Below are 25,809 nucleotides of genomic sequence, written 5' to 3'. Positions count from 1 at the left end.
CCTGGGGCCCGCCTCATGTGACCACTAGCCCAGGTCGGGCTCGGGACGCAGCTCGAGCTCCGGCGACCCCGCGTGGTCCAGCTCCAGGATCACCACCTCGTTCGCGCCCGCCCGCAGCAGCGGCCACGGCACGTACAGCGTGCGCTGCGGGCCCCTGTCCCAGTAACGGCCGAGCAGGAAACCGTTCACCCACACGTATCCCTTGCCCCACCCGGGCAGGGCGAGGAAAGCGTCGGCCGGCTCGGCCGCCTCGAACGCGCCGCGGAAGAAGGCGGGCACCTGCGCGCCCGGCCCCTCCCCGTACGGCAGGGCGGGCAGCTCGTCCAGCGGGATCGGCCTGGCCGTCACGCCGTGCAGGTACTGCCGGTCGTGCATGGGCGGCGCCATGAGGCCCTTGCGCTCGCCGAGCGCGGGCCCGTAGTTCGTCCTGCCCATCGACTCCACCAGCAGCTCCAGCCGCGCCGGGCCCGGCACCTCCAGCACCGGCTCCTCGCCGTCGCGCTCCAGCACCGCCGCCAGCTCGCCGTCCACGTACAGGTGGGCGCGGTCGTGCACGCTGCCCACCCGCAGCCGGTACGGCCTGCGCGGCCCCGGCACCTCCACCTGGTACAGCACCAGACCGTGGGCCAGCCCGAGATCCTCGAACGACGGCGGCAGCGGAGCGGTCACCGCGGGACCCGCCACCTCGTCCAGGACGTCGCGCAGCCGTACGGACTCGGCCAGCGGCACCACGGAGGGCGGGAGCACGGGAGGCAGTCCGGGCACGTCCGGCGGCGACGGGTTGTACCGGGACAGGATCTCGCGGAAGCGCCAGAACTTCTCCGTCGGGGCGCCGCGCTCGTCGATCGGGGCGTCGTAGTCGTAGGAGGTGACCGTGGGCCGGTACTCGCCGCGGGCCAGCTCGCCGACCCGGTTGGCGCCGGCGGTGGTACCGAAGTTGGTGCCGCCGTGGGCCATGTACAGGTTCACCGACGCGCCCGCGCCCAGGATCCGCTCCAGGTTGTCGGCCGCGTCGGCGGCGTCGCGGGTGACGTGCGGCTGCCCCCAGTGGTCGAACCACCCGCACCAGAACTCCATGCACATCAGCGGGTCGTCGGGGCGGTGCTCGCGCAGCTTGGCGAAGGCCGCCTCGGGACCGGAGCCGAAGTTCACGGTCGCCAGCACGCCGGGGACGGTGCCGCCGGTCAGGTAGAAGTCGTCGGCGCCGTCGGAGGTGAACAGGGGAACCTCGACGCCGTGCGCGATCAGGTCGTCGGCCAGGTGGCGCAGGTAGACGGCGTCGCTGCCGTAGGAGCCGTACTCGTTCTCGACCTGCACCATGATCACGTTGCCGCCTCTGGTGACCTGCCGGTCGGCGATCAGCGGGACGACCTCGTCGAAGAAGCGCTCGACGTGGGAGAGGTACTCGGCGTCCCTGGTGCGCACCCGGGGGCCGAGCTCGGCGGTCAGCCACGAGGGCAGGCCGCCGTTGTCCCACTCCGCGCAGATGTACGGCCCGGGCCTGACGATGGCCAGCAGCCCCTCGGCCGCCGCGGCGTCGAGGAAGGCGCCCAGCTCGTCGAGCCTGCGGAACTCTCCCTTGCGGGGCTCGTGCAGGTCCCATGGCACGTAGGTCTCCACCGTGTTGAGGCCCATGGCCCTCAGCATCCTCAGCCGGTGGCTCCACTGCTCGGGGAGGACGCGGAAGTAGTGCAGGGCGCCTGAAAGCACCCTGAACTCCTCGCCGTCCAGCCGAAAAGCGCCCCCATTTATCGTGAAATATCGCATCTTGCCCCTTGGGATAGGATTCCGCGCGTAGCAGCTTGCCGATTCCCCAGCTCAGGGGCCATGGACAAAGCTGGTGAAGTTGTTGGACGGAAGGGGGAGCGGATGGCCGAAGACTTCCGGCGGTGGATGCACTACCTCACCCCAGGCCCCGCTCACCGCAGGCTCGGCCTCGTCTGCCTCGGCGTCGGCCACCTGGAGGGCCGGCTGCCCACCGTGGGCCCGCGCGCGCTCGACCACCACGTCGCCGTCGTCGTCACCCAGGGCAACGGCTGGTTCTCCCATGCCGGCGGCGTACCCGTGGAGGTCACCGCCCCGTCGGTCCTGTGGCTGCTGCCCGGCGTCAAGCACCACTACGCGCCGCACGACACCGGCTGGGTCGAATGGTTCGTCGACTTCACCGGGCCCGCCGCCACCGCCTACCAGGACCTCGGCTTCGTCGACACGGCCACGCCCGTCACCCCGCTGACCACCGCCGAGCCCGCCGCGCACGCCATCGGCCGCATCGCGCAGGCCATCCGCAGGGGCAGCCCCTACCTGGAGGTCGAGACCTCCGCGCTGGTCCACGAGGTTCTCGTCGCGCTCCGGCACGCCAGGGCCGACGAGGACGCCACCGGCCACCCGGTGCTGGCGGGCCTGGCCAGGGACGCCTGCCTGCCCATCTCCGTCGCCGAGCACGCCAAACGGCTCGGCATGACGGTCGGCGACCTGCGCGTGGTGGTACGCCGCCTGGCCGGCTGCAGCCCCAAGGACTACCTGCTGTCGATCAGGCTCAACCGGGCCAAGGACCTGCTGGCCGGCTCGGAGCTGCCGGTCGCCGCGATCGCCAGGCGGGTCGGCTACGACGACCCCGCCTACTTCACCAGGATCTTCACCCGCAGGGCGGGCCTGCCGCCCAGCGAGTTCCGCGCTCAGCAACACGGCGGTCTGGTGACCGCCGACCTTAGTTGAGCCTTATTCAGCACGTGATCAGATGACACCCAGGTACTGTGCGCATTCCCAGGTGCGACAACAGAGGAGAGGCATGTGACCGCGTTGCAACCGCTACAGCGTGCGAGGGTGGCGATACCCTGGGTGACGACCGTCGCTCGACTGGTCCTGGGTGGAGTGCTGATCGTGGCCGGCGGCCTGAAGATCGGTAGTATCTACAACTCCGTCCTGGCCGTCAAGGCCTACCAGCTGCTGCCCGAGGCGATCGCCACGGCAGTGGGCTACGCCCTGCCGATCGTGGAGATCGTCGTCGGCGTGCTGCTGGTGGCCGGCCTGCTCACCAGGGTGGCCGCGGTGGTGGGCGGGCTCCTCATGCTGGCCTTCGTCCTCGGTATCGCGTGGGCGTGGGCCAACGGGTTGCGGATCGACTGCGGCTGCTTCGGCGGCGGCGGCGAGCTCAAGGCGTGGGAGGAGCCGAGCTACCTGCTCGACATCGTCCGCGACTTCGGCCTGGTGCTGCTGGCCGCGTGGACCGTTCGCTTCCCTCCGGGGCGGTTCGCCCTGGACGCCGCCCTCGGGCTGGCGGGGGGAAGCGGGCACAGTGATGACTTCGAAGGGGACGACGATGAGTAAGGCCCAGCGGGAACAGTCCGCGCGGGACAGGATCAAGGCGCAGCGCGAGGCCGACAAGAAGCAGGACCAGCGCAAGCGCATGGCCACCTACGTCACCGTGGGCGTCGTCGCCCTCGCGGCCGTCGGCGCCGGGTGGCTGTACGCGGCCAACCAGAGCCAGTCGGAGCAGGCCGGCGACAACCTCGCGCCCATCGCGCTGCAGAGCGACGGCACGGCCGTGATGGCCAACCCGGGCGTGACCGCCCCCGTCATCGACATCTACGAAGACTTCCAGTGCCCCGCCTGCAAGCAGCTGGAGAAGACCAGCGGCGCCACGTTCAAGAACCTGGCCGCCGAGGGCAAGGCCAAGGTCGTCTACCACCCGCTGACGATCTTCCCGCCGCAGATGAACAAGGGCATCACCCGGAACAACTCGGTACGCGCCGGTGCCGCGGCCCGCTGCGTCACCGACGGCAAGCAGTGGATGGCCTTCCACGACAAGCTCTTCGAGAAGCAGCCCCAGGAGCACGTCGAGGGCTTCACCACCGCCGAGCTGGTCGAGCTCGGCAAGGAGGCCGGCGTCACCGCCCCCGACTTCGCCACCTGCGTGACCTCGCAGAAGCACGCCCAGACCCACATCGCCGACAGCGACAAGGCGCTCGCCGCTGCCAAGATCGAGGGCACGCCGACGGTCAAGCTCAACGGCACCAAGATGGAGCAGGACGTCGCCTTCGTGCCCAGCGAGCTGCGCAGGGTCGTTCTCGATGCCGGCAAGTAGCCCTCGGCTCGATGCCGCCAAGTAGCCCTCGGTCCGCTACTCTCCACTGACATGCCCCTTGCCTCGATTCCCAGCCCCTCCCAGGGGGTCTGGTACCTCGGCCCGATCCCGATCAGGGCCTACGCGCTGTGCATCGTCCTGGGCGTCATCGTCGCGGTCTGGATCAGCGAGCGTCGCTGGCGGGCTCGCGGCGGCACGCCCGGAACGATCGTCGACATCGCCGTCCCGGCGGTGATCTTCGGCCTGATCGGCGGCCGCCTCTACCACGTGATCACCGACTGGCAGCTCTACTTCGGTGACCGGGCGCCCAACGAGCCGTACGAGGCGCTGTTCATCTGGAACGGCGGGCTCGGCATCTGGGGGGCGATCGCGCTCGGCGGCGTGGGCGTCTGGCTGGCCTGCCGTAAGCGGGGGCTGTCACTGGGCGCGGTGGCCGACACCGTCGCGCCCGGCATCGCCTTCGCCCAGGCCATCGGCCGGTGGGGCAACTACTTCAACCAGGAGCTGTTCGGCAGCCCGACGACGCTGCCCTGGGGGCTGGAGATCGAGCCGGGCAAGGCGGGCACGATCGAGGGCTACACCGGCCTCTACCACCCGACGTTCCTGTACGAGTCGCTGTGGAACGTCGCGCTCGGCTTCCTGCTGATCTGGGTGGGCAAGCGGTTCACGCTGCGCCACGGCAGGCTGTTCGCGCTCTACGTGGCCGGCTACACCCTCGGCCGGTTCTGGATCGAGGGGCTGCGGGTCGACCCCGTCGGCGGCGTCGACCACGCCGTCCACTTCCTCGGCCTGCGCATCAACCAGTGGACCGCGCTCGTGCTGTTCGTCGGCGCCCTGGTCTACTTCTGGGCCACCAGGAACAAGGACACCGAGGAGATCGTCGTCTCGCCCTCGGCCGACCCGTCCGGCGGCGACACCGCCGCCGAGCAGGCGCCGCCCGCCGGTGAGGAGGACAGCGCGGGGAGCGAGCGGAACGACGACGAGGACAAGGCGCCCGACGGGGAAGGGGACGGCAAGGCCCAGGCCGTACCGGAGGAAGAGAAGTCCTGATGAGCGGGCGCGCGGAGATCCACCACCAGCATCGTGACGTCAACGGCGGATGGCTGCGCCCGTCGGTCTTCGGCGCGATGGACGGGCTGGTGTCCAACTTCGCGCTCATCGCCGGTGTCGCGGGCGGCACCGGCGACACCAAGGTGATCGCGCTCGCCGGCATCGCGGGGCTGGCCGCGGGCGCGTTCTCCATGGCGGGCGGCGAGTACGTCTCGGTGGCCAGCCAGCGCGAGCTGGCCCTCGCCGAGATCGACGTCGAACGGCGCGAGCTCGCCCGGCATCCCGAGGCCGAGCAGGAAGAGCTCGCCCAGGCCTACATCGACAAGGGCGTCGACCCGGAGCTCGCCGCCGAGGTGGCCAGGCAGATCTCCCGCGACCCGCACCGGGCGCTGGAGGTCCACACCCAGGCCGAGCTGGGCGTCACCGCTGCCGACCTGCCCTCACCCAAGACCGCCGCGGTGTCGTCGTTCCTGTCCTTCAGCGTGGGCGCGCTCCTGCCGCTGCTGCCGTATCTGCTCGGCGTCACGAGCCTGACCGCCTCGGCCGTGCTGTCGTGCCTGGCGCTGTTCGGGGCGGGCGCGCTGGTCTCCACCGTCACCGCCCGCAGCTGGTGGTACTCGGGCCTGCGCCAGCTCGTCGTCGGGGTCGTCGCGGCGGGCCTCACCTTCGGACTCGGCCACCTGATCGGAGGAACGGGCGGGCTGTGAGCACCAGGAAACGCCGGAAGACACCGCCGCCCGACTGGAACCTCCCCCTGCTCACCGACTGGGGGCTGAGGCCGGAACAGCAGCGCCTGCTGGTGATCATCGCCTGCGTCGCGGGCGTGCTCGTCGCCGCCGTGACGCTCACCTCCGTCGTCGCCGCGCTCGGCGCCGACGCCAGGACCGAGCCGCAGCAGGCCGCCGGGCTGACCGTCGAGGGGCTACGGCCGGAGCGGTTCGAGGGATGGGCCTCGCCCAAGGTGTTCGAGCCCATCGCCGAGCGGTCCAAGGACGCCAAGCCGTTCACCGCCAAGGAGCTGTTCCCCGGCAGGACCCTCACCGGGGCGCACAAGGTCACCTTCAAACTGTCGGAGAAGGTCGTCGACGCCGACTGCGCGGCCGCCCTCTGGGGCGCGGAGCTGGTCACCGAGGCCGCCGAGGCGGGCTGCTCGCAGGCCGCGCGCGCCGCCTACACCAGCGCCGACGGCCGCTACCTGGCCCAGTTCACGCTGCTCAACCTCAACGACGCCAAGGTCGCGGGCGAGCTGGTCGAGTCGCTGAAGTCGCTGCACAGGGGCGGCTGGGTGCGTCCGGTCACCGCCTTCCCCCCGGACGCCTACACCGAGGGCGGCGCCTACGCGCTCGGCCACTACGTGGCGCTGGTGTGGCTGGCGCGCGCCGACGGCGCCGAGCCCGCACCCAGGGACGACTTCGCCAACCTCGCCCTGACCGTGCGGGCCGCCGAGAAGGCTCTGTTCAAGCGGGTCGTGGCGCTCACCGGCACCTCCTAGGCTTGATGACCGTGCCGCGCCGCGTTCTCATCCCCGTCCTGGTCGCCCTGGTGGCGCTCGCCGCCGCCACGGCCTATCTCTTCCTGCGCGGCGACGGGCCGCGGCCTGGGGTCTTCGCCGGCGAGCGAACCTCGGCGCAGTACGCCGTCATCGACACCGCCGCGCTCGACCCCACGCCGCTCACCGTGGCCGAGGTTCTCGGCCCGCAGACCACGACGCTCGTCTCGGGCGGGGTCACCATGGTGCGCGGCTCTTCCGGCCTGCTGGACGACTGCGGCGAGATGCTGGCGGGCGTGGCGGCCGAGGGCTGCACGCAGGTCCTGCACGCCGCCTACACCAGCGCGGACCGGACGGTCGCGGGCCAGTTCCTGCTGTTCAACCTGACCGACGGACGGGCCGCCGACGCACTGGTGTCCGCGCTGGGATCGAGCGGTTTCGTCCGGCAGACGGTCGCCTTCGACGCCGCCCGCAGCAGGGCGCAGGCCCGGGCCCTCGGCCACTTCGTGACGGTGAGCTGGGTCGGGCCGGCCGGCGGCGGCGACCACGACCTCGTCCACCCGCAGATCGCGCTCGACGGCCTGGCCCGCGCGGTCGTCGCGGACCGCGTCATCGCCGCCACCTGAGCACGCCTGAGGGCCCGCCACCTGAGCCCACCTGAGCCCGCCTGAGCCCGCCTGAGCCCGCCCCACCTGAGCCGCCTGAGGCCGCCGCCCGGTCGCGCGACCTGAGCTCGGTGCGGGGCCGCGCCGCCCGGCACCTTGTCCCGCGGCGGAGGCGGGCGCCGGGCCCGTCAGCGGGGGAGGGCCGCGAGGGTGGCGGCGACCGCCTCGGGCAGCGACTCCAGGCGGTGGAGCGGCAGCTCCAGCACGGTGACCGACTCCACCCACGGGGCGGCCGCCCGGATGAGCGCCCTGGCGTCGTTCTTGGTCAGCGTCACGCCCCTGGCCGCGGCGGCGGCGATCAGCCCCTCCCGCCAGGTGTTGGCCGCCTTGCCGTGGGCGTTGTCCAGGACCCGGCGCACCAGCCGGCCTGTCTCGTCGGCGGGCGGCGGCAGCCGTACCGCGTCCAGGACCGGGCCGTCCATGGTGATCTCGTAGACGTCCGGGAGCCGCGGCAGGTCGCGCGGCGGCTGGGCCAGGTGGACCCGCACGCGCGCCGCGCGCCCGGCCAGCAGCAGGCGGGGGAGCGCGGCCTCGAGCCCCGCCGGCACCGCGATCGCCACCGTCGAGGGCGCGGTCGCGTGCGGCTTGGTCAGCCAGGTGGCCAGCCTGGCGCGCGGCTGGGGCAGCTCCTTGGGCCAGTCGCCGACGAGCAGGTCGGGCGCGAACCCGGGCGCGAGGTCGGGCCCCGTGCCCGGACCGCCCTGGGGTTTCTCGGCCCCCTTGGGTGCCGACTCGATCGACTGCGGCCCGTGGGTGTAGATCGCGGTCGCGAGCTTGTCGACGCGGGCCGCGACGGCGGGGCGGGTCTTCGTCGTGGGCCGCAGGATGTACAGGTCGGCGGCCGAGCCGATCGCCTCCGCGCCGAAGTAGCGGTTGAAGTCGGGGTAGACCGCCTCGTAGGCGAGGTTGAGTGCCGACAGCGTGTGCTGCACCTTGAGCGCGAGCATGGGCGTGCGCTCGCTCGCGCCGTAGGCCAGCAGGATCCGGCCGTCGTCCTTCAGTCCCTCGACGGCGCGGCCCACGAACAGCCCCACCCCCTCCGGCGTGTACGGCGGGTCGGTGACGGCCAGGTCGTGCTCGCGCACCGAGGCGGGCAGCCCGAGCCGCAGGTCGGCCCACCGCGTGGACACGCCCAGGTCCTGGGCGTCGATGTAGGCCAGGATGCGCTCGTCGATGTCGACCACCGTCACCTCGGCCTCGGGATGCACCAGCCGTACCGCGAGGGAGGTCAGGTCGTGGTCGCCGACGCACAGCACGCGCGCGCCCGGCAGCCAGAACCTGGCGCCGAGCAGCAGCGCGCGGCGGACGACGGTCTCGGCGGTGGCGGAGACGTGGTCGAGCGCCTGCCGCGCGGCGGGGGCATGCCTGATCAGGTGGTGCATGCGCTTGACCACGTGCTCGTAGTGGGGGAGCAGGTGGGCGACGGGGTCGGCGGGCGGCTCGCTGACCGCGAACAGGTCCTGGTAGTCGGGGGTGTGCGGGAGCGGCACCCGGAAGCGCTCGCCCTGCCGTTCGAGCCTGATCTCGCGCAGGAGCGCCTCGACGGAGCGTCTGGAGGTGGCGCTCGCCCTGACCAGGTCGGCCAGGGTCCACCACTGGCTGTCGCACACGAGCATGAGGGCGTGGCGCAGCCGTTTGCCGTCGGCGCCCGCGCTCGCCAGCAGGGCTTCGAGGCCGTCGCGTTCCATGGAGCAACCTTAGCCGCGCGACGGGGGAGCGCCTGCGCGCCCGGCACCGGCGACTGGGCGGACATCAGTGAGGAATATGTGGAAGGTATCGCGTGTTGGGACACCTGAGTCCACATGCCGAAATATTGTGAATGTTCGCGATGTGGACCGGGTGGGCACTAATCCGGCAGGGTGCGATACCCTCTACCCACCGAACAGCAGCAGGGCCAACGTCGTCCCCGCCTGCAACACCAAAGCAGACGATGACGACGGGAGGGATTCAATGCCTGCTGCCCACATCGGGTTCCCCGCCCCCCAGGGCCTCTACCACCCCGCCAACGAGCACGACGCCTGCGGTGTCGCCATGGTCGCGGACGCGAACGGGCGCCGAGACCACGGGATCGTCGTGAAGGCCCTGACGGCGCTGTGCAATCTCGACCACCGGGGGGCCAAGGGTAGTGAGCCGGACACCGGCGACGGCGCCGGCATCCTGACGCAGATCCCCGACGCCTTCCTGCGGGCCGTCACCGGCTTCCCGCTGCCCCAGCCCGGCCACTACGCCGTGGGCATGGCCTTCCTGCCCGTCGACGGCCAGGCCCGGCAGAGCGCCGTGCGGCTCATCGAGGAGATCGCGGCGCAGGAGGGCCTGACGGTCCTCGGCTGGCGCGAGGTCCCCGTGGACACCTCGAACGCGGGCCCGAGCGCCCGCGCCGTCATGCCGCACTTCAGCCAGCTGTTCGTCGCCGACCCGAACGGCGGCAGCGGCCTGGAGCTGGACCGGCTCGCCTTCTGCCTGCGCAAGCGGGCCGAGCACGAGGCGGACGTCTACTTCCCCTCGCTGTCCAGCCGCACCCTGGTCTACAAGGGCATGCTCACCCCGCTGCAGGTCGAGCCGTTCTTCCCCGACCTGTCCGACGAGCGCTACGACACCGCCATCGCGCTGGTGCACTCGCGCTTCTCGACCAACACCTTCCCGAGCTGGCCGCTGGCCCACCCCTACCGCTACGTCGCCCACAACGGCGAGATCAACACGGTCAAGGGCAACCGCAACTGGATGCGCGCCCGCGAGGCGATGCTGGCCTCCGACCTCATCCCCGGCGACCTGGAGCGGCTCTTCCCGATCTGCGACCCGGACGGCTCCGACACCGCCTCCTTCGACGAGACGCTGGAGCTGCTGCACCTGGGCGGGCGCTCGCTGCCGCACGCGGTGCTGATGATGATCCCCGAGGCGTGGGAGAACCACACCGAGATGGACCCGCAGCGCCGGGCCTTCTACGAGTTCCACTCCTCGATGATGGAGGCCTGGGACGGCCCCGCCTCGATCACCTTCACCGACGGCACGCTGGCCGGAGCCGTCCTCGACCGCAACGGGCTGCGCCCCGGCCGGTTCTGGGTGACCACCGACGGCCTGGTCGTGCTGGCCTCCGAGGCCGGTGTGCTCGACTTCGCGCCGGAGGACGTCGTCCGCAAGGGCCGCCTGCAGCCCGGCCGCATGTTCCTCATCGACACCGCCCGCGGCAAGATCATCGAGGACGACGAGATCAAGGCCGAGCTGGCCTCGGCGCACCCGTACGAGGACTGGCTGCACGCGGGTCTGGTGCGCTTCGAGGAGCTGCCCGCCCGCGCTCACGAGCTGCCCACCCACGAGACGCTGGTCAAGCGGCAGCAGACCTTCGGCTACACCGAGGAAGAGCTGCGGATCATCCTGGGCCCCATGGCCAGGACCGGCCAGGAGCCGATCGGCTCGATGGGCACCGACACGCCCGTCGCCGTGCTGAGCGAGAAGCCCAGGCTGCTGTTCGACTACTTCAGCCAGCTGTTCGCCCAGGTCACCAACCCGCCGCTGGACGCCATCCGCGAGGAGCTGGTCACCTCGCTGGCCAGCACGCTCGGCCCCGAGGGCAACCTGCTCGAGCCCGGCCCCGCCTCGTGCCGGCAGCTGGTCCTGCCGTACCCGGTGATCGACAACGACGAGCTCGCCAAGATCATCCACATCAACGACGAGGGCCACCTGCCCGGCTTCCACCCCTACGTCGTCAGCGGCCTGTACGAGGTGGCCGGCGGCGGGCAGGCGCTGCGCGACCGGCTGGCCGCCATCTGCGCCGAGGTCTCCGAGGCGATCGCGGGCGGCGCGCGCGTCATCGTGCTGTCCGACCGCGGCTTCTCCGAGCGGCTCGCGCCGATCCCGTCGCTACTGCTGACCGGTGCCGTCCACCACCACCTCATCGCCGAGAAGACCCGCACCAAGATCGGCCTGGTCATCGAGACCGGCGAGGCGCGCGAGTGCCACCACATGGCGCTGCTCATCGGGTACGGCGCCGGCGCCGTCAACCCCTACCTCGCCATCGAGACCGTCGAGGACATGGTCGACACCGGCATGCTCCAGGTCGACAAGCCCAAGGCCGTGCGCAACCTGATCAAGGCCTACGGCAAGGGCGTCATCAAGGTCATGTCCAAGATGGGCGTGTCCACGGTGGCCAGCTACACCGGCGCGCAGATCTTCGAGGCGCTCGGCCTGGGCGAGGAGGTCGTCGACACCTGCTTCGTCGGCACCACCTCGCGCCTGAGCGGCGTCGGCTTCGACGTGCTCGCCGAGGAGGCCGCCGCCCGCCACCGCCACGCCTACCCGCGCGTCGAGAACGCCCACCGGCGGCTCAACGTGGGCGGCGAGTACCAGTGGCGGCGCGAGGGCGAGCCGCACCTGTTCAACCCCGAGACGGTCTTCAAGCTGCAGCACGCCACGCGCAGCCGCCGCTACGAGATCTTCAAGGAGTACACCGGCCTGGTCGACTCGCAGGCCGAGAAGCTGATGACGCTGCGCGGCCTGTTCACCTTCAGGTCCGACCGGGCGCCCGTGCCGCTGGAAGAGGTCGAGCCGGTCTCGGAGATCGTCAAGCGCTTCTCCACCGGCGCCATGTCCTACGGCTCCATCTCGATGGAGGCGCACCAGACGCTCGCCATCGCGATGAACAGGCTCGGCGGCAAGTCCAACACCGGTGAGGGCGGCGAGGAGCCCGAGCGCCTGTACGACCCCGCCCGGCGCAGCGCGATCAAGCAGGTGGCCAGCGGCCGGTTCGGCGTGACCAGCGAGTACCTGGTCAACGCCGACGACCTGCAGATCAAGATGGCCCAGGGCGCCAAGCCAGGTGAGGGCGGCCAGCTGCCCGGCCACAAGGTCTACCCGTGGATCGCCAAGACCAGGCACTCCACGCCCGGCGTCGGCCTCATCTCGCCGCCGCCGCACCACGACATCTACTCCATCGAGGACCTGGCCCAGCTCATCCACGACCTGAAGAACGCCAACCCGGTCTCCAGGGTCCACGTGAAGCTGGTGGCCGAGGTCGGCGTCGGCACGGTCGCCGCGGGCGTCTCCAAGGCGCACGCCGACGTCGTGCTGATCTCCGGCCACGACGGCGGCACCGGCGCCTCCCCGCTGACCTCGCTCAAGCACGCGGGCGCCCCGTGGGAGCTCGGCCTGGCCGAGACCCAGCAGACGCTCCTGCTGAACGGCCTGCGCGACCGCATCGTCGTCCAGGTCGACGGCCAGCTCAAGACCGGCCGCGACGTGGTCATCGCCGCCCTGCTCGGCGCCGAGGAGTACGGCTTCGCCACCGCCCCGCTGGTCGTGTCCGGCTGCGTCATGATGCGCGTCTGCCACCTCGACACCTGCCCCGTGGGCGTCGCCACCCAGAACCCCGAGCTGCGCAGCCGCTTCAGCGGCAAGCCCGAGTTCGTGGTGAACTTCTTCGAGTTCATCGCCGAGGAGATCCGCGAGTACCTCGCCGAGCTGGGCTTCCGTTCGCTCGACGAGGCGATCGGGCACGTCGAGATGCTCGACATGAGCGCGGCCGAGGACCACTGGAAGGCCAACGGCCTGGACCTGTCGCCGATCCTGCACCGGCCCGAGCTGCCCGAGGGCACGCCGCTGCGCCGTACCGTGGCCCAGGACCACGGTCTGGAGCAGGCGCTCGACAACACGCTCATCGCCCTGGCCGAGGGCGCGCTGGAGCACGGCACCCCGGTCACGCTCGACCTGCCGATCCGCAACGTCAACCGCACCGTCGGCACCATGCTCGGCTACGAGGTGACCAGGCGGTACGGTGGCGCGGGCCTGCCCGACGACACGATCGACGTGAGCTTCACCGGCTCGGCGGGCAACTCCTTCGGCGCGTTCGTGCCGCGCGGCGTGACCCTGCGGCTGACCGGTGACGCCAACGACTACCTGGGCAAGGGCCTGTCCGGCGGCCGGATCACGCTCCGCCCGCACGACACCGCCCCGCTGGACGGCCACATCATTTCCGGAAATGTCGCCTTGTACGGCGCGACGTCGGGAGAGGTGTTCATCCGCGGCGTGGTCGGCGAGCGCTTCTGCGTCCGCAACTCCGGCGCCACCGCGGTCGTCGAGGGCGTCGGCGACCACGGCTGCGAGTACATGACGGGCGGCAAGGTCGTCGTGCTCGGCCCGACCGGGCGCAACTTCGCCGCCGGAATGTCGGGCGGCGTCGCCTACCTGCTCGACCTGCGGGCCGAGCGGGTCAACCGCGAGATGGTCGCCATCGAGCCGCTGACCGACAAGGACGCCGCCTTCCTGCACGAGACCGTCGGCAGGCACTTCGAGGAGACGGGCTCCCCCGTCGCCAAGGAACTGCTGGCCGACTGGGACGGCGCGCTCACCAGGTTCGGCAAGGTCATGCCGACCGACTACAAGCGGGTACTGCAGGCCGCAGAGGCCGCCCGCATCGAAGGCAGGGACATCGACGAGGCGGTCATGGCCGCCGCGGTTCAGGGTTAAGGAGGCGCACACCATGGCCGACCCCAAGGGTTTCCTCACGCACGACCGGGAGCTGCCGGCGCGCCGTCCCGTCGACGTCCGCATCCGCGACTGGCGGGAGGTCTACGAGGACTTCCCCGCGCCGAAGCTGACCAAGCAGGCCGCCCGCTGCATGGACTGCGGCATCCCGTTCTGCCACAACGGCTGCCCGCTCGGCAACCTCGTCCCCGAGTGGAACGACCTCGTCTACCGCCACGACTGGCGTGAGGCGATCGAGCGGCTGCACGCCACCAACAACTTCCCCGAGTTCACCGGCAGGCTCTGCCCCGCACCGTGCGAGGCGGCCTGCGTGCTCGGCATCAACTCCGACCCCGTGGCGATCAAGCGGGTCGAGGTCGAGATCATCGACCGCGCCTTCACCGAGGGGTGGGTGACGCCGCAGCCCCCCGCCGTGAAGACCGGCAAGAAGGTCGCGGTCGTCGGCTCGGGGCCCGCGGGCCTGGCCGCCGCCCAGCAGCTCACCCGCGCCGGCCACGACGTCGTGGTCTTCGAGCGGGCCGACGCCGTCGGCGGGCTGCTGCGCTACGGCATCCCCGAGTTCAAGATGGAGAAGCGCCACATCGACCGGCGCCTGGAGCAGATGCGCGCCGAGGGCACCGAGTTCAGGACCTCGGTGAACGTCGGCGTCGACATCACCGCCGCCCAGCTGCGCGAGGAGTTCGACGCGATCGTGCTGTCGGGCGGCGCCACCGCCTGGCGCGACCTGCCGGTCGCCGGACGCGACCTCAAGGGCGTCCACCAGGCGATGGAGTACCTCCCGCCGGCCAACAGGGACTTCGACGACTCCCCGATCAACGCCCGCGGCAAGCACGTCGTGGTGATCGGCGGCGGCGACACCGGAGCCGACTGCATCGGCACCGCGATCCGCCAGGGGGCCGCCTCGGTGACCCAGCTGGAGATCATGCCCCAGCCGCCCGCCGCGCGGCCCGGCTCGCAGCCCTGGCCGACGTTCCCCATCCTGTTCAAGATGGAGAGCGCCCACGAGGAGCTGGCCGACGCGGACGGCGGACGGGTCTACGCGGTCTCCACGACCGAGTTCGTCGGCGACGCCGACGGCAACGTCAGGGCACTGCGCCTGGTCGAGGTCGAGGGGCCGCAGGCAGGCTTCAAGCCGATCCCCGGCACCGAGCGGGAGATCCCCGCCGAGCTGGTCACCCTGTCGATGGGCTTCGTCGGCCCCGAGAAGGGGGCGCTGCTGCAGGACCTCGGCGTGGACTACGACGCCAGGGGCAACGTGGCGCGCGACAAGACCTACATGACCAACGTCGACGGCGTGTTCGTCGCCGGGGACATGGGACGCGGCCAGTCGCTCATCGTGTGGGCCATCGCAGAGGGGCGGGCGGCCGCGTCCGGCGTGGACCGCTTCCTGACCGGCGAGACGGCGCTGCCGTACCCGATCCTGCCGACGGCGCGCCCGCTGGTGTGACGCGGCCGAGGTGAACGACGAACGCCCGCCCGGGCTTCCCGGGCGGGCGTTCTCGTCGCCTCTCGTACGGCGCTGCGCCGCCGCCCTCGCCATCGCGGTGGCCGGCGCGGCCCCGGCGGGTTCGTCCGGCGCACACCACGGCGATGATCGGCAGCCCGCTTTCTTCGGGGGTCGCAACCCGCCTGACCTGCTCCGACGAGCCCGGTGCTTCTGCTCCGGCGGGGTTGTGTGCGACCCGCCGGAGGAGGCGCAACTGTGCCCTCTGGCGATGCGGTTTGTCGGTGTGTGTCGGTCCATGACGGCCCCGGCGGTGTTGACCGGCGTGCAGCCCGTCCCATGGCGATCTGTTCTGGCGGGGTTGTGTGCGGGTTTGGTGGTGCGGTTCGTCGGTGTGTGCCCGTTCATGCGCCTCCTCCGGCGGGGTCCTGTGCCCCCCTGGCGGTGCGGTTTGTCAGTGTGTGCCGGTTCATGCGTCTGCTCCGGCGGGGTTGTGTGCGGCCCTGGCGGCGTTGACCGCCGTGCGGCCCGTCCCATGGCGTCTGCTCTGGCGGGTTCTGTGCGCCCCTGGCGGGGCCGTTCGCCGGTGTGTGCCTGTTATGACGCCTGGTGCCGCAGAACCACCGGAACGCTCCTGGCGCCCGCTCGCGCACATCCCCGGCGGCGTGGTTTGGCCGCGCCCACCATGGTGGCCGCCGGTGTGCGCCGGTCCGTCGCATGCTCCAGCAGGTGATGTGCATCCCGGCGGCGTGGCTGGCCGGCGCGGGCCGTGGCGGGGCTCCATCTGTGCGCGTCGAGTGCCACCGCAGGTCGTGACGTGTCTCCCCGGCGGTACCGTGCAGTGGTGTGCGATCCCGTCCATGACGCCTGACCTGGTGCCGTTCAGTGGCCTGTCACCCCATCCGTGGCTGGCGGCAGGCCGCGTCGTCCAGACGGTGCCGTTAGTGCCTGTCACGCCGTCCACGGTGCCTGGTCCGGCAGGTCGCGTCGTCAGGGCGGCGCCGTTCACCGGCGTGGCCCTTCCACGGCGCCGGCAGGTTCTGTACGCCTTGGCGGCGTGGCGCGCTGGCGTACGTGACCAACATGCGGCAAAGATCGCGATAAAGCACACAAAGGGGTGAATAAGTTGCAGACGGGGAATGGTCTCGACAAGATGCTCCCCTCGTATGCGGCGACCGAAAACGGGGGTTTCTATGCGGCGTATCACCTTGGGACTTCTCGCGGCGGCGATGGCGATGTCGGTGACCGCATGTACCACCGCCGCCACGCTCGCGCGGCCGGTCTCCTCCGCTGACGCCGACTACCTCGTCTTCTACGCCGCGGGCAGGCAGGCCCAGGCCGTCGCCGCGATCGCCGCCCACGGCGGCCGTGCCGTGTCGGTCGAGCCCAAGCTCGGATACGTGGTGGTGAAGGGAACCGAAGGCGCGTTCGTCGACACGCTCGCCCGTGACGCGGCGATCGTGGGAGTCTCCAGCGACCGCCCGATCGGCTTCGCCTCAGCCGCCGCCCAGGACCGATGGGCCGCCCTCCACCCCGAAGCGGGGCGCGCCGACGCCTCCGCCCTCCCCGCCCGGCCCCTGTCGGCCCGCGCCGCTGTCATGCCGGACATGAGAGCGCCCGGCACCCGGGCCGCCGAACCGCTGGCCTCCCGCCAGTGGGACATGAAGATGATCGGTGCCGACCGTGCCAACGCGATCGCGCCCGGCGACAAGAAGGTGCTCGTCGGCGTCATAGACACCGGCATCGACGGCAAACACCCCGACATCGCCCCCAACTTCAACCGCGAGCTCAGCCGCAACTTCGTCACCGACCGGCCCAAGGACCCCAAGGGCCAGCCCCTCGACGGACCCTGCGAGGTCAAGAGCTGCAAGGACCCCGTCGACGTCGACGACGACGGGCACGGCACCCACGTCGCCAGCACCATCGGCTCCCCGATCAACGGCAAGGGCATCGCGGGCGTCGCCCCCAACGTGCAGCTGCTCAACCTGCGGGCGGGCCAGGACTCCGGCATGTTCTTCCTCAAGCCCAGCCTCGACGCGCTCACCTACGCCGCCGACGCCGGCGTCGACGTGGTGAACATGAGCTACTACCTCGACCCGTGGATGTTCAACTGTCCGAACAACAAGGCCGACAGCCAGCGCGAGCGGACGGAGCAGCGCGCCATCATCACCGGTATGCAGCGCGCCATCGACTACGCCCGCAGCAAGGGCGTCACGGTGATCGCCGCTCTCGGCAACGGCTCCACCGATCTGGGCCACCCACGCACGGACGACAAGAGCCCCAACTACCCCAAGGACTCCCAGCGGTCCCGCACGATTGACAACACCTGCCTGAACGTGCCGGTCGAGTCGAACGGCGTCATCTCCATCGCCGCGCTCGGCCCGTCGGGACGCAAGGCGGTCTACTCCGACTACGGCATCGAGCAGACCGACCTGTCCGCGCCCGGCGGCGACTCGCTCGACGGCGGCGGCATCTCGCCCACCAGGTCCATCCTGGCCGCGGCACCTACCGCCGCGATGCGCGCGACGAACAAGATCGACGCGGCGGGCATGCCCAAGACCGCGGAGGTCGTCCGTGACTGCCACGACGGCAGGTGCGCCTACTACCAGTACCTGGACGGCACCTCGATGGCCGCGCCACACGCCACCGGCGTCGCCGCGATCCTCATCAGCCGCTTCGGCCGCCCGGGCCCCGGCGGGGTGACCATGGACGCGGCCTCGGTCGAGCGACTGATGTACTCGAGCGCGACACCGAAGCCGTGCCCGTCGCCGCGCGCCTTCCAGTACAAGTACTTCGGGCAGACAGAGACCCACGTCTGCGAGGGCGACACGGCGAAGAACGGGTTCTACGGCAGGGGCGTCGTCAACGCCTACAAGGCGGCGACGATCGCGCCCTGAAAGACGCTCGCGCCCTGGATGAAGCTCGCTGCCCTGGATGAACCTCCCGCCTTGGATGACGCTCGCGCGTTGGAAGACGCTCGCGCTGGGGAAGACGATCGCGTCTTGAAACGGGCGCGGATCTGATCTGACACAGACGGGGCGCGAGGCGGGCCGGCGAGGTAGAACATGAGGTAAGGGTTCGGTTTCCGACCTGACGTCTTCACGGTCGCGGTCTCCTGGGTCGCGGTCCCGTGATCCGGCGGACCGGTGACCTCGGCGATCCGGCGATCTCGGCGGCTCGGCGACCCGACAGCCCGGGGACCTCGGCGGCTTGGCGATCTGGCGGCTTGGTGGCTTGGCAGCCTGACGGCTTGGCGGCTTGGCGATCTGTCGGCTCGGCAGATCCGGGCCCCTTCGGTTCGGCGGTTTGCCGGTCCGATGGAAAGTCCGGTAGTCCGGCGGCCTGAGGCCTGAGGCCTGAGGCCTGACGGCTGGTGGGCTGGCGGCTGGATGGCTCGGCGTCCGATCGTTTGGCGGCTCGGTGGTCTCCTGGGCGCGGTCCCGGTGGTCGCACGGTCCGGTGGACCGGCGGCCCTCCGTCCGGCGGTCCGTGGATCGTGGGTTACGTGGTCCGTAGGTCCGGCGGTCCTCGGTCCGGCGGTCCGTGGATCGTGGGTTACGTGGTCCGTAGGTCCGTAGGTCCGGCGGTCCTCGGTCCGGCGGTCCGTGGATCGTGGATCGTGGGTTAGGTGGTTCGCGGGTTACGTGGTCCGGGGTCCGTGGGTTCGGCGGTCCGTGGTCCGGCGGCCTGGCAAGTCCGTGGGGTCGGCGGCACCTGGACCGGTGGGCTGCGGATTCATTCGGTCCGTGGTCCGGCTGCCCCGTGGTCACGCGCCCCGGCGCCCCTCAGTCGGGGGTCTCCGGATCGCGGGCCCCGACTCGACGGCTCGCGAGCGGTCAGCCCCGTGGACCGCGACACCGGTGGACTCACCGGCGTGGCGGATCGCGGGCGGTCGGCACACGGGCCAGGCGGTCGGCGGATCCGTGGTTCGTTCGGCGCGCGGCCAGGCGATCGGCGGGTGATGGGACGGCGGCCCGCCGTAGCGCCCGAGTGGCGTCGACCGGGCAGACGTCAGCCGGTGACCACGGAGGAGCTATCTCGTGCTTGCCGTACTGGATGGGACGCTACCGGACGGGACGCTGCTGGACAGGACCGTACTGGACGGCATGCTGTACCGGCTGGTCGCGGACGCCGCGATGACCACGCACTTCCTGTTCCTCGCCTACCTGGCGGTGGGCGGCTTCCTCGCGTGGCGGTGGCCGCGCTCCATCTGGGCGCACCTGGCGGTCGCCGGCTGGGGAGCGCTGTCGATCATCACCGGCGTCGAGTGCCCGCTGACCGTCGCCGAGGACTGGGGGCGGCGCCGGGCCGGGATGGCGGGGCTGCCGCCGTCCGGGTTCATCGACCACTACATCGAGGGCGTCATCTATCCGGAGCAATACACCAATCTCGTACGGCTCGGCGTGGCCGTCCTTGTAGTTATCTCCTGGGTCGGGTACCTGTGGAGACGTCGTCACCGGGATTTCTCCCGCGCGTGACTGCCAAGTGGTCTGTACCAATTAAGGTAGGACACGTGACTCGTCGCGCGAAAATCGTCTGTACCCTCGGTCCTGCCACCTCCACGCCCGACCGGCTCCGCGAGCTGATCGGCGCCGGCATGGACGTCGCCCGCTTCAACCTCAGCCACGGCTCCCACGAGCTGCACAAAGAGGTCTTCGACCGCGTGCGGGAGGTGGCGGCCGACCTCGGCCGCGGTGTAGGCGTGCTCGCCGACCTGCAGGGCCCCAAGATCCGGGTGGGCAAGTTCGAGGAAGGCCCGGTGCGTCTGGGCTTCGGTGACGTGTTCACCGTCACCACCGAGGAGGTCCCCGGCGACCGCGAGCAGGTCTCCACGACCTACAAGGGCCTGCCGAACGACGTGCGGCCCGGCGACACGATCCTCGTCGACGACGGGCGCGTGGTCCTGGAGGTCACCCGCGTCGACGGCCCGCGCGTCACCACCCGCGTCGTCATCGGCGGCATGATCTCCGACAACAAGGGGCTCAACCTGCCGGGCGTCAACGTCAGCGCCCCCGCCCTCACCGACAAGGACGAGGCCGACCTGCGCTGGGCGCTGCGCACCGGGTTCGACATGATCGCCCTGTCGTTCGTGCGCCGCCCCTCCGACGCCGACGTGGTCCGCAACATCATGGAGCAGGAGGCCGTACGGCTCCCGCTGCTCGCCAAGATCGAGAAGCCGCAGGCCGTCGAGCGGCTGCCCGAGATCGTCGAGGCGTTCGACGGCATCATGGTCGCCCGGGGCGACCTCGGCGTCGAGCTGCCTCTCGAAGAGGTGCCGATCGTCCAGAAGCGCATCATCGAGCTGTGCCGCGAGAAGGCCCGCCCGGTCATCGTGGCCACCCAGATGCTCGACTCGATGATGAACGCCCCGCGTCCCACCCGCGCCGAGGCCTCCGACGTCGCCTACGCCGTCATGGACGGCGCCGACGCGGTCATGCTGTCCGGCGAGACCTCGGTCGGGAGCTTCCCCGTCGAGTCCGTCGCCACCATGGACCGCATCGCCTGCGCCGCGGAGAAGTCGTCGCTGCGCGCCACCCACAGCCTCGACCGTCTCCCCGAGACCACCGGCGGCGCCATCGCCCGCGCCGCGGCCGAGGTCGGCGCGATCGTCGGGGCGAAGGCGCTGGTCGCGTTCACGATGTCCGGCGAGACCGCGCGCCGCCTGGCCCGCTACCGTTCGCCGATCCCGCTGCTGGCCTTCACCTCCGCGCCCCACGTGCGCGGACAGCTGTCGCTGACGTGGGGGGTGGAGACGTTCCAGGTGCCGTTCGTGCACCACACCGACGACATGGTCAGGCAGGTGGAGGCGTCCCTGCTGTCAACCGGCCGGCTGGAGAAGGGCGACAAGGTCGTCATCGTCGCGGGTTCGCCTCCTGGCACGCCCGGCTCGACGAACGCGCTGCGCGTCCACACGATCGGCTCCGCCGTCTCCCACGCCCACTGACAGCACGCCCTTCACCCGGCGCCCGTGCCGTCCCGATCCAGACGGGACGGGCGGACCCCAGGCGAGCGGTACGGTCACCCGCCCGGCGCCCTCGGCTGTGTCTCCCCGGATGCGCATCCTCCGGGGAGCCGCCGCGCAGGCGCGCTCCTCAGGAGTGTGCTGTCGCGCTCCCGCGGTACCTCACGCCTTCCTCGAAGGCAATATCGATAATCCGCCATGGGTCTCGCCCTTGAACCACCTGGTCTCGGCGCTGCCGGAGGCCGCCCGCAAGCATCTGGAGGAATTGATGGCTGTGGGAACCTACGAGTACAAGAGCGACTTCGCTCGGAAGTATCAGGCCGAAGGGAAGATTGAAGGGAAGGCCGAGGCCATCCTGAAGATCCTCGCCAGGCGGAAGCTCGTCGTCTCGGAGCAAGCGCGGGAGCGGATCCTCGCCTGCCACGATCCCGGTCTCGCGGACGCGTGGATCGACCGGGCGTTCGACGTCACCACCGTGGACGAGTTGTTCGACTGACGTCGCCGACCGGCCATGACTCCGGTCGGCGACACAGAAGGGTCCGGGGTCAGTCGTTGGCGTGCAGGGCCGCGTTCAGCTCGATGCCCGTTCCGGTGCGCGGAACCGCCTCCACCGCTCCCGTCTGCGAGTTCCTGCGCAGCAGCAGCCCGCTCGAGCCGGACAGCTCCTTGCCCTTCACCACGCGCCCGTCGGGGAGGGCCACCTTGGTGCCGGCCGTGACGTACAGCCCGGCCTCCACCACGCAGTCGTCGCCGAGCGAGATCCCGATGCCCGCGTTCGCGCCGAGCAGGCAGCGCTCGCCGATCGAGATGACTTCCTTGCCGCCGCCGGACAGGGTGCCCATGATCGAGGCGCCGCCGCCGACGTCGGAGCCGTCGCCGACCACGACGCCGGCCGAGATCCGCCCTTCGACCATCGACGCGCCGAGCGTTCCGGCGTTGAAGTTCACGAAGCCCTCGTGCATGACCGTGGTGCCGCTGGCCAGGTGGGCGCCGAGCCGTACCCGGTCGGCGTCGGCCACGCGCACCCCGGACGGCACCACGTAGTCGACCATCCGCGGGAACTTGTCCACGCCGTAGACGGTCACCGTGCCCTTGGCGCGCAGCCGTACCCTGGTCTGCTCGAAGCCGTCGACGGCGCACGGGCCGTGGTTGGTCCACACGACATTGGCCAGCTTGCCGAACACGCCGTCCAGGTTCAGCCCGTGCGGGCGGACCAGTCGGGCCGACAGCAGGTGCAGGCGCAGGTAGGCGTCGTGGGCGTCGGCGGGTGCCTCCGACAGCTTGGCGATGCCGGTGCGCACGGCGACCACCTCGACCCCACGGGCGTCGTCCCTGCCGGTCAGCGCGGCGAGGTCGCCGGCCTCCTCGGCGGACAGGCGCCGCGTGCCCACGGAGGGCGGCTCACCCAACGCGGGGGCGGGGAACCAGGTGTCGAGAACCGTGCCGTCGGCGGCAATCGTGGCAAGCCCGACGCCGTACGCGCCGGTGCTGGTGGGATCGATAGCAGTCACATGGCACAAAATACCGGAGCGTCAGATGGTGCCCAGGTCAGCTGACAGCCAGCGCTCGGGACGCATGTGGAAGGTCACGAGCGCCGAGAGGTTCGACTGGGCGACGTAGCCCTCGACGGCGTCCTCGTGCAGGTAGCGCGCGGCGATCTTGGCCATCTCCTCCACGGTCGTCGGGTTGGCGGAGATGACGGGGCCCTCGACCGAGACGTAGCGGTAGGTGGGGATCATCCGCTGGGCGAGCATGGTGAACCGCCCCGCCTTGGTGATCAGCGCGGCTTTGCGGGAGTCGCCGTCGGTCAGGAACGCCACCTCGCCGCCGGGCGTGTAGTGGTACCAGACCGGCACGGCCAGCGGCCCGCGCCCTTCCTCCTCATGTACGGCCAGCGCCCCGATGTGCGGTTCTGCCAGGAACGCCTCACGGTCCGACACGGTCAGCGTCATCCCTGCCCCCCTCCAGTGATCACGTCGATGGAGAACATCCCCGCCCAGCGCGATCCCAACCGAGCCGCCGCCGACATCTCGGGGCGCAGAACCCCGTGCCCAGCGCGATATGTCGCGATATAGTCGTCGAATAGTACAGATATATCGGAGAGGGGTGCCGTGAACACCATCACCCGCGCGCTGCGTTCCCGGCTGTTCGTCACCGGTGAGATCGTGGCGGCCGAACAGGTCGCCCCCAGGATGCGCAGGCTCAGGATCGCCGGGCAGGCCGTCGCCGGCCTGGCCTGGACACCGGGACAACACGTCCGCGTCCTCGTCGACTCCCCGCTGACGCTGCGCACGTACGCCGTCTGGCAGCACGACCCCACATGGGAGTGCATCGACCTGATCGGCTACGACCACGGCGCCGACGCGCCCGGCGCCACCTGGGTCAGGACCGCCCGCCCCGGCCAGGAGGTCGCCTTCACCAAACCCGAAGGCAAGCTCACCGTACGGCAGGGCGCGCCGTACCACCTGTTCGCGGGGGAGGAGACGGCCGCGGTGGCGTTCGGGGCGATGCTGCGTGCCGTACCGGCGGACGCGGCGGTCTTCGGCGCGGTGGAGGCCGAGGAGGGCGGCGACCATCTCGACCTGCCGCGCGACCTGGTCAGGGTGTGCAGGAGCGGCGCCCCCGCGGCCGGCTCCGAGACGCTGGTGAAGGCGGTGGCGGCGCTGGACCTGCCCGACGCGCCCGGCGTCGCCTACCTGGCGGGCGAGGCGCGCACCATCCAGGCCGTCCGCGCGCACCTGGTCGGCGAGCGGGGCTGGCCGCGGCGGGACGTCATCACCAAGCCGTTCTGGACCCCGGGCAGGAAGGGTCTCGACTGACCGGGGGCCGCGGGCGAGCCCCGACCAGGGACCGCGTCCGGGCTGCCGGTCGGCCCGGGCGCCGCCGGCGCAGGGCTCAGTACTTGGGGCCGACATGAAGATCCAGCCGAGCGACGGCCTCGCGCCTGGCCACCGAGATGTCGTTGCGGTTGCTGTAGCGCCATGCCACCCGCAGCAGGTCGAGCGCTTCCCCGCAGAGCCGGAGGATGTCGGCCGACTCGTTCTTGAAGTGGTAGCGCGGATATTCGTACCACCGAACCCCGCTGGGAAGCACGCGCCTGACCCGGTTGACGCCGCGGCAGCCGTCGGCGTGCATCAGCCCCCGCACGAACCGGCCTGGATGCGCCTCGACGATCTCCTTCTGCCAGGGGACCAGCACGATGGCGCGCAGGTGCTTGGGGCCGGGCCCGTGCTGGGGGAACAGACACGCCCAGTGGGTGGACTGGCTCGTCACCTCCGTGCAGCCTCTGCGTGAGCGACGGTGGACCGCCGAGGTCGGCATGACACGTGACATGACCGAGGCCGTCTCCTCGATCAGGCCGGGCCAGTCGTCGGCACAGGAGATCGACAGCCGGTAGACCCCTTTGCGCCCCAGGGCGAGGTGGCCGTCGCCCAGATAGAGACCGAGCAACTGGGCGTAGGCCGTGACGTCCATCGGGCGGTCGTGACATCGGGGGCAGTCGCGGCGCCGCCGTCGGTCGGCCTCGTCGCGGGCCCGCCGCTCGCCCGTGCGCCACTTCCTGACGGCGCCGACGGAGACGCCGCATCGCGCGGCCACCTCCCTGTCGCTCACGCCCTGGGCGGACAGGGAGAGTGCGCGGTCCACGGTGTCGCGAGGGTGCATGCCGCCAGCATGGCAACCGTCACCGACAGTTTCGGGATGGTGGCTCTACGGAGGGGCGGGATCGGAGGGTCGGCGGTGATGGTGCCCCGAGTGGGATTCGAACCCACACTCGATGGTGTTTGAGACCATTTCCTCTGCCATTGGGATATCGGGGCATTTTTCGGACTTGTCCGGTTCTGCTGTCCAGAGTCTACCCACAGCGGTGGATCAGCCCCGGACGCCAGCGTGGATCTAATCTAGCGGACGTCGGTAGGCTTCTGCTCGTGAGTACGCAGCGGCGAGTGGTGATCGCGGAAGACGAGGCGCTGATCCGCCTCGACCTCAAGGAGATGCTCCAGGAGGACGGCTACGTCGTCGTGGGCGAGGCCGGTGACGGCGAGCACGCGATCAAGCTGGCCACCGAGCTCCGTCCCGACCTGGTGATCCTCGATGTGAAGATGCCCATCCTCGATGGCATCTCCGCCGCCGAGCGGATCGTGGCCGACAGGGTCGCGCCCTGCCTCATCCTCACCGCCTTCTCCCAGCGTGACCTGGTGGAGCGGGCGCGTGACGCGGGCGCCATGGCCTACCTGGTCAAGCCGTTCACCAAGGCCGATCTCGTGCCGGCGATCGAGATGGCGGTCAGCAGGCATGAGGAGATGGTGGCGCTGGCGGCCGAGGTGTCGTCGCTGTCGGGCCGGCTGGAGACCCGCAAGCTCGTCGAGCGAGCCAAGGGTCTGCTGATGGCCCAGCACGGCTGGAGCGAGCCCCAGGCGTTCAGGTGGATCCAGAAAGCCTCGATGGACCGCCGGCTGAGCATGCGCGAGGTGGCGCAGATCGTCGTGGACGACTCCGCCAAGCAGGGGTGAGGAATCGGCCGGATTCCCGACCGCCACAGCGTCATCCGCCGGCCGATTTCACATCAGCATGCCCTCTGTTGTGCGGAAGTGTCTACTGGTCGTTTCATACTGTGGAACGTTCCTTTGAGGTTGTTTG

20 protein-coding genes and 1 tRNA gene are annotated in these 25,809 nt (G+C 71.0%); 15 read left to right on the top strand and 6 right to left on the bottom strand.

The annotated features are described in order from the left end of the window. Positions 1–24: 24 nt before the first annotated feature. Positions 25–1,767 (bottom strand): beta-galactosidase, encoded by a 1,743-nt coding sequence (locus tag ACWDLG_RS17345; RefSeq protein WP_449920921.1) that lies wholly within the window; start codon positions 1,765–1,767, stop codon positions 25–27. A gap of 102 nt (positions 1,768–1,869) precedes the next feature. On the opposite strand from ACWDLG_RS17345, the gene ACWDLG_RS17340 reads away from it, so the two are divergent. The 7 genes from ACWDLG_RS17340 (at position 1,870) to ACWDLG_RS17310 (ending at position 7,249) form a co-directional block, all read left to right on the top strand. Next, the gene (locus tag ACWDLG_RS17340) at positions 1,870–2,715 is read left to right on the top strand and encodes an AraC family transcriptional regulator (RefSeq protein ID WP_449920919.1); all 846 of its coding nucleotides are present in this window, start codon (positions 1,870–1,872) and stop codon (positions 2,713–2,715) included. Between the two features lie 123 nt (positions 2,716–2,838). Next, positions 2,839–3,327, top strand: coding sequence for a MauE/DoxX family redox-associated membrane protein (locus tag ACWDLG_RS17335; RefSeq protein WP_449920917.1), 489 nt, complete (start codon positions 2,839–2,841; stop codon positions 3,325–3,327). Next, positions 3,320–4,084: a DsbA family protein gene (locus ACWDLG_RS17330; protein WP_449920915.1), complete on the top strand. Its 765-nt coding sequence runs from the start codon at positions 3,320–3,322 to the stop codon at positions 4,082–4,084. The genes ACWDLG_RS17335 and ACWDLG_RS17330 overlap by 8 nt, the downstream gene beginning before the upstream one ends. Positions 4,085–4,135: 51 nt before the next feature. Further along, on the top strand, positions 4,136–5,134 hold the full coding sequence (gene lgt, locus ACWDLG_RS17325; protein WP_449920912.1) for a prolipoprotein diacylglyceryl transferase: 999 nt from the start codon (positions 4,136–4,138) through the stop codon (positions 5,132–5,134). Then, positions 5,134–5,841, top strand: coding sequence for a VIT1/CCC1 transporter family protein (locus ACWDLG_RS17320; protein WP_354910451.1), 708 nt, complete (start codon positions 5,134–5,136; stop codon positions 5,839–5,841). The genes lgt and ACWDLG_RS17320 overlap by 1 nt, the downstream gene beginning before the upstream one ends. Continuing rightward, entirely contained in the window at positions 5,838–6,626 is a 789-nt protein-coding gene (locus ACWDLG_RS17315) for a hypothetical protein (RefSeq protein ID WP_449920909.1), read from the top strand. The genes ACWDLG_RS17320 and ACWDLG_RS17315 overlap by 4 nt, the downstream gene beginning before the upstream one ends. Before the next feature lie 11 nt (positions 6,627–6,637). Beyond that, on the top strand, positions 6,638–7,249 hold the full coding sequence (locus tag ACWDLG_RS17310) for a hypothetical protein (protein WP_449920906.1): 612 nt from the start codon (positions 6,638–6,640) through the stop codon (positions 7,247–7,249). A gap of 167 nt (positions 7,250–7,416) precedes the next feature. Here the strand turns inward: ACWDLG_RS17310 and ACWDLG_RS17305 are convergent, their stop codons facing one another. Next, positions 7,417–8,976, bottom strand: coding sequence for a bis-aminopropyl spermidine synthase family protein (locus ACWDLG_RS17305; RefSeq protein ID WP_449920905.1), 1,560 nt, complete (start codon positions 8,974–8,976; stop codon positions 7,417–7,419). Between the two features lie 262 nt (positions 8,977–9,238). Here ACWDLG_RS17305 and gltB point away from each other — a divergent pair, with 262 nt between their 5' ends. The 6 genes from gltB to ACWDLG_RS17275 all read left to right on the top strand — a co-directional run bounded on the left by gltB (position 9,239) and on the right by ACWDLG_RS17275 (position 21,667). Then, positions 9,239–13,747, top strand: coding sequence for a glutamate synthase large subunit (gene gltB / locus ACWDLG_RS17300; protein WP_449920903.1), 4,509 nt, complete (start codon positions 9,239–9,241; stop codon positions 13,745–13,747). A gap of 13 nt (positions 13,748–13,760) precedes the next feature. After that, positions 13,761–15,212: a glutamate synthase subunit beta gene (locus tag ACWDLG_RS17295; protein WP_354910463.1), complete on the top strand. Its 1,452-nt coding sequence runs from the start codon at positions 13,761–13,763 to the stop codon at positions 15,210–15,212. A gap of 1,232 nt (positions 15,213–16,444) precedes the next feature. Further along, positions 16,445–18,106 (top strand): S8 family peptidase, encoded by a 1,662-nt coding sequence (locus ACWDLG_RS17290; protein WP_449921431.1) that lies wholly within the window; start codon positions 16,445–16,447, stop codon positions 18,104–18,106. Between the two features lie 1,143 nt (positions 18,107–19,249). Continuing rightward, positions 19,250–19,687 carry a DUF2784 domain-containing protein gene (locus ACWDLG_RS17285; RefSeq protein WP_449920900.1) on the top strand — a complete coding sequence of 146 codons (438 nt, stop codon included), beginning with the start codon at positions 19,250–19,252 and terminating at the stop codon, positions 19,685–19,687. Between the two features lie 35 nt (positions 19,688–19,722). Beyond that, positions 19,723–21,153, top strand: coding sequence for a pyruvate kinase (gene pyk / locus ACWDLG_RS17280; RefSeq protein WP_354910472.1), 1,431 nt, complete (start codon positions 19,723–19,725; stop codon positions 21,151–21,153). A 229-nt stretch (positions 21,154–21,382) separates the two neighbouring features. Further along, a complete protein-coding gene (locus ACWDLG_RS17275) occupies positions 21,383–21,667 on the top strand; it encodes a hypothetical protein (RefSeq protein WP_449920897.1) in 285 nt (94 codons plus the stop codon). Between the two features lie 49 nt (positions 21,668–21,716). Here the strand turns inward: ACWDLG_RS17275 and dapD are convergent, their stop codons facing one another. Both dapD and ACWDLG_RS17265 read right to left on the bottom strand, forming a co-directional pair. Further along, complete coding sequence (gene dapD, locus ACWDLG_RS17270) at positions 21,717–22,682, bottom strand: 2,3,4,5-tetrahydropyridine-2,6-dicarboxylate N-succinyltransferase (protein ID WP_449920896.1); 966 nt, start codon at positions 22,680–22,682, stop codon at positions 21,717–21,719. 21 nt (positions 22,683–22,703) lie between these two features. Next, complete coding sequence (locus tag ACWDLG_RS17265) at positions 22,704–23,123, bottom strand: pyridoxamine 5'-phosphate oxidase family protein (protein ID WP_354910478.1); 420 nt, start codon at positions 23,121–23,123, stop codon at positions 22,704–22,706. Between the two features lie 159 nt (positions 23,124–23,282). On the opposite strand from ACWDLG_RS17265, the gene ACWDLG_RS17260 reads away from it, so the two are divergent. Further along, the gene (locus ACWDLG_RS17260) at positions 23,283–23,990 is read left to right on the top strand and encodes a siderophore-interacting protein (RefSeq protein WP_449920893.1); all 708 of its coding nucleotides are present in this window, start codon (positions 23,283–23,285) and stop codon (positions 23,988–23,990) included. A 76-nt stretch (positions 23,991–24,066) separates the two neighbouring features. Here the strand turns inward: ACWDLG_RS17260 and ACWDLG_RS17255 are convergent, their stop codons facing one another. Together ACWDLG_RS17255 and ACWDLG_RS17250 are read right to left on the bottom strand one after the other, a co-directional pair. Further along, positions 24,067–24,834, bottom strand: coding sequence for a helix-turn-helix domain-containing protein (locus ACWDLG_RS17255; RefSeq protein WP_449920890.1), 768 nt, complete (start codon positions 24,832–24,834; stop codon positions 24,067–24,069). Between the two features lie 79 nt (positions 24,835–24,913). Next, positions 24,914–24,989, bottom strand: a tRNA-Leu gene (locus tag ACWDLG_RS17250). A 126-nt stretch (positions 24,990–25,115) separates the two neighbouring features. On the opposite strand from ACWDLG_RS17250, the gene ACWDLG_RS17245 reads away from it, so the two are divergent. Next, positions 25,116–25,682 carry an ANTAR domain-containing response regulator gene (locus ACWDLG_RS17245; protein WP_449921429.1) on the top strand — a complete coding sequence of 189 codons (567 nt, stop codon included), beginning with the start codon at positions 25,116–25,118 and terminating at the stop codon, positions 25,680–25,682. Positions 25,683–25,809 lie beyond the last annotated feature (127 nt).

Source organism: Nonomuraea sp. NPDC003727 (assembly GCF_053586935.1).
The sequence above is the reverse complement of the archived record's forward strand: the minus strand, read 5'-3'. Positions and strand labels throughout refer to the sequence as shown.

Coding starts and splice junctions, on each gene's coding strand:
- ACWDLG_RS17255 (WP_449920890.1), bottom strand. CDS start 24,834: ATGCACCCTCGCGACACCGTGGACCGCGCACTCTCCCTGTCCGCCCAG.
- ACWDLG_RS17305 (WP_449920905.1), bottom strand. CDS start 8,976: ATGGAACGCGACGGCCTCGAAGCCCTGCTGGCGAGCGCGGGCGCCGAC.
- ACWDLG_RS17290 (WP_449921431.1), top strand. CDS start 16,445: ATGTCGGTGACCGCATGTACCACCGCCGCCACGCTCGCGCGGCCGGTC.
- gltB (WP_449920903.1), top strand. CDS start 9,239: ATGCCTGCTGCCCACATCGGGTTCCCCGCCCCCCAGGGCCTCTACCAC.
- ACWDLG_RS17295 (WP_354910463.1), top strand. CDS start 13,761: ATGGCCGACCCCAAGGGTTTCCTCACGCACGACCGGGAGCTGCCGGCG.
- ACWDLG_RS17320 (WP_354910451.1), top strand. CDS start 5,134: ATGAGCGGGCGCGCGGAGATCCACCACCAGCATCGTGACGTCAACGGC.
- ACWDLG_RS17330 (WP_449920915.1), top strand. CDS start 3,320: ATGAGTAAGGCCCAGCGGGAACAGTCCGCGCGGGACAGGATCAAGGCG.
- lgt (WP_449920912.1), top strand. CDS start 4,136: ATGCCCCTTGCCTCGATTCCCAGCCCCTCCCAGGGGGTCTGGTACCTC.
- ACWDLG_RS17340 (WP_449920919.1), top strand. CDS start 1,870: ATGGCCGAAGACTTCCGGCGGTGGATGCACTACCTCACCCCAGGCCCC.
- ACWDLG_RS17265 (WP_354910478.1), bottom strand. CDS start 23,123: ATGACGCTGACCGTGTCGGACCGTGAGGCGTTCCTGGCAGAACCGCAC.
- ACWDLG_RS17345 (WP_449920921.1), bottom strand. CDS start 1,767: ATGCGATATTTCACGATAAATGGGGGCGCTTTTCGGCTGGACGGCGAG.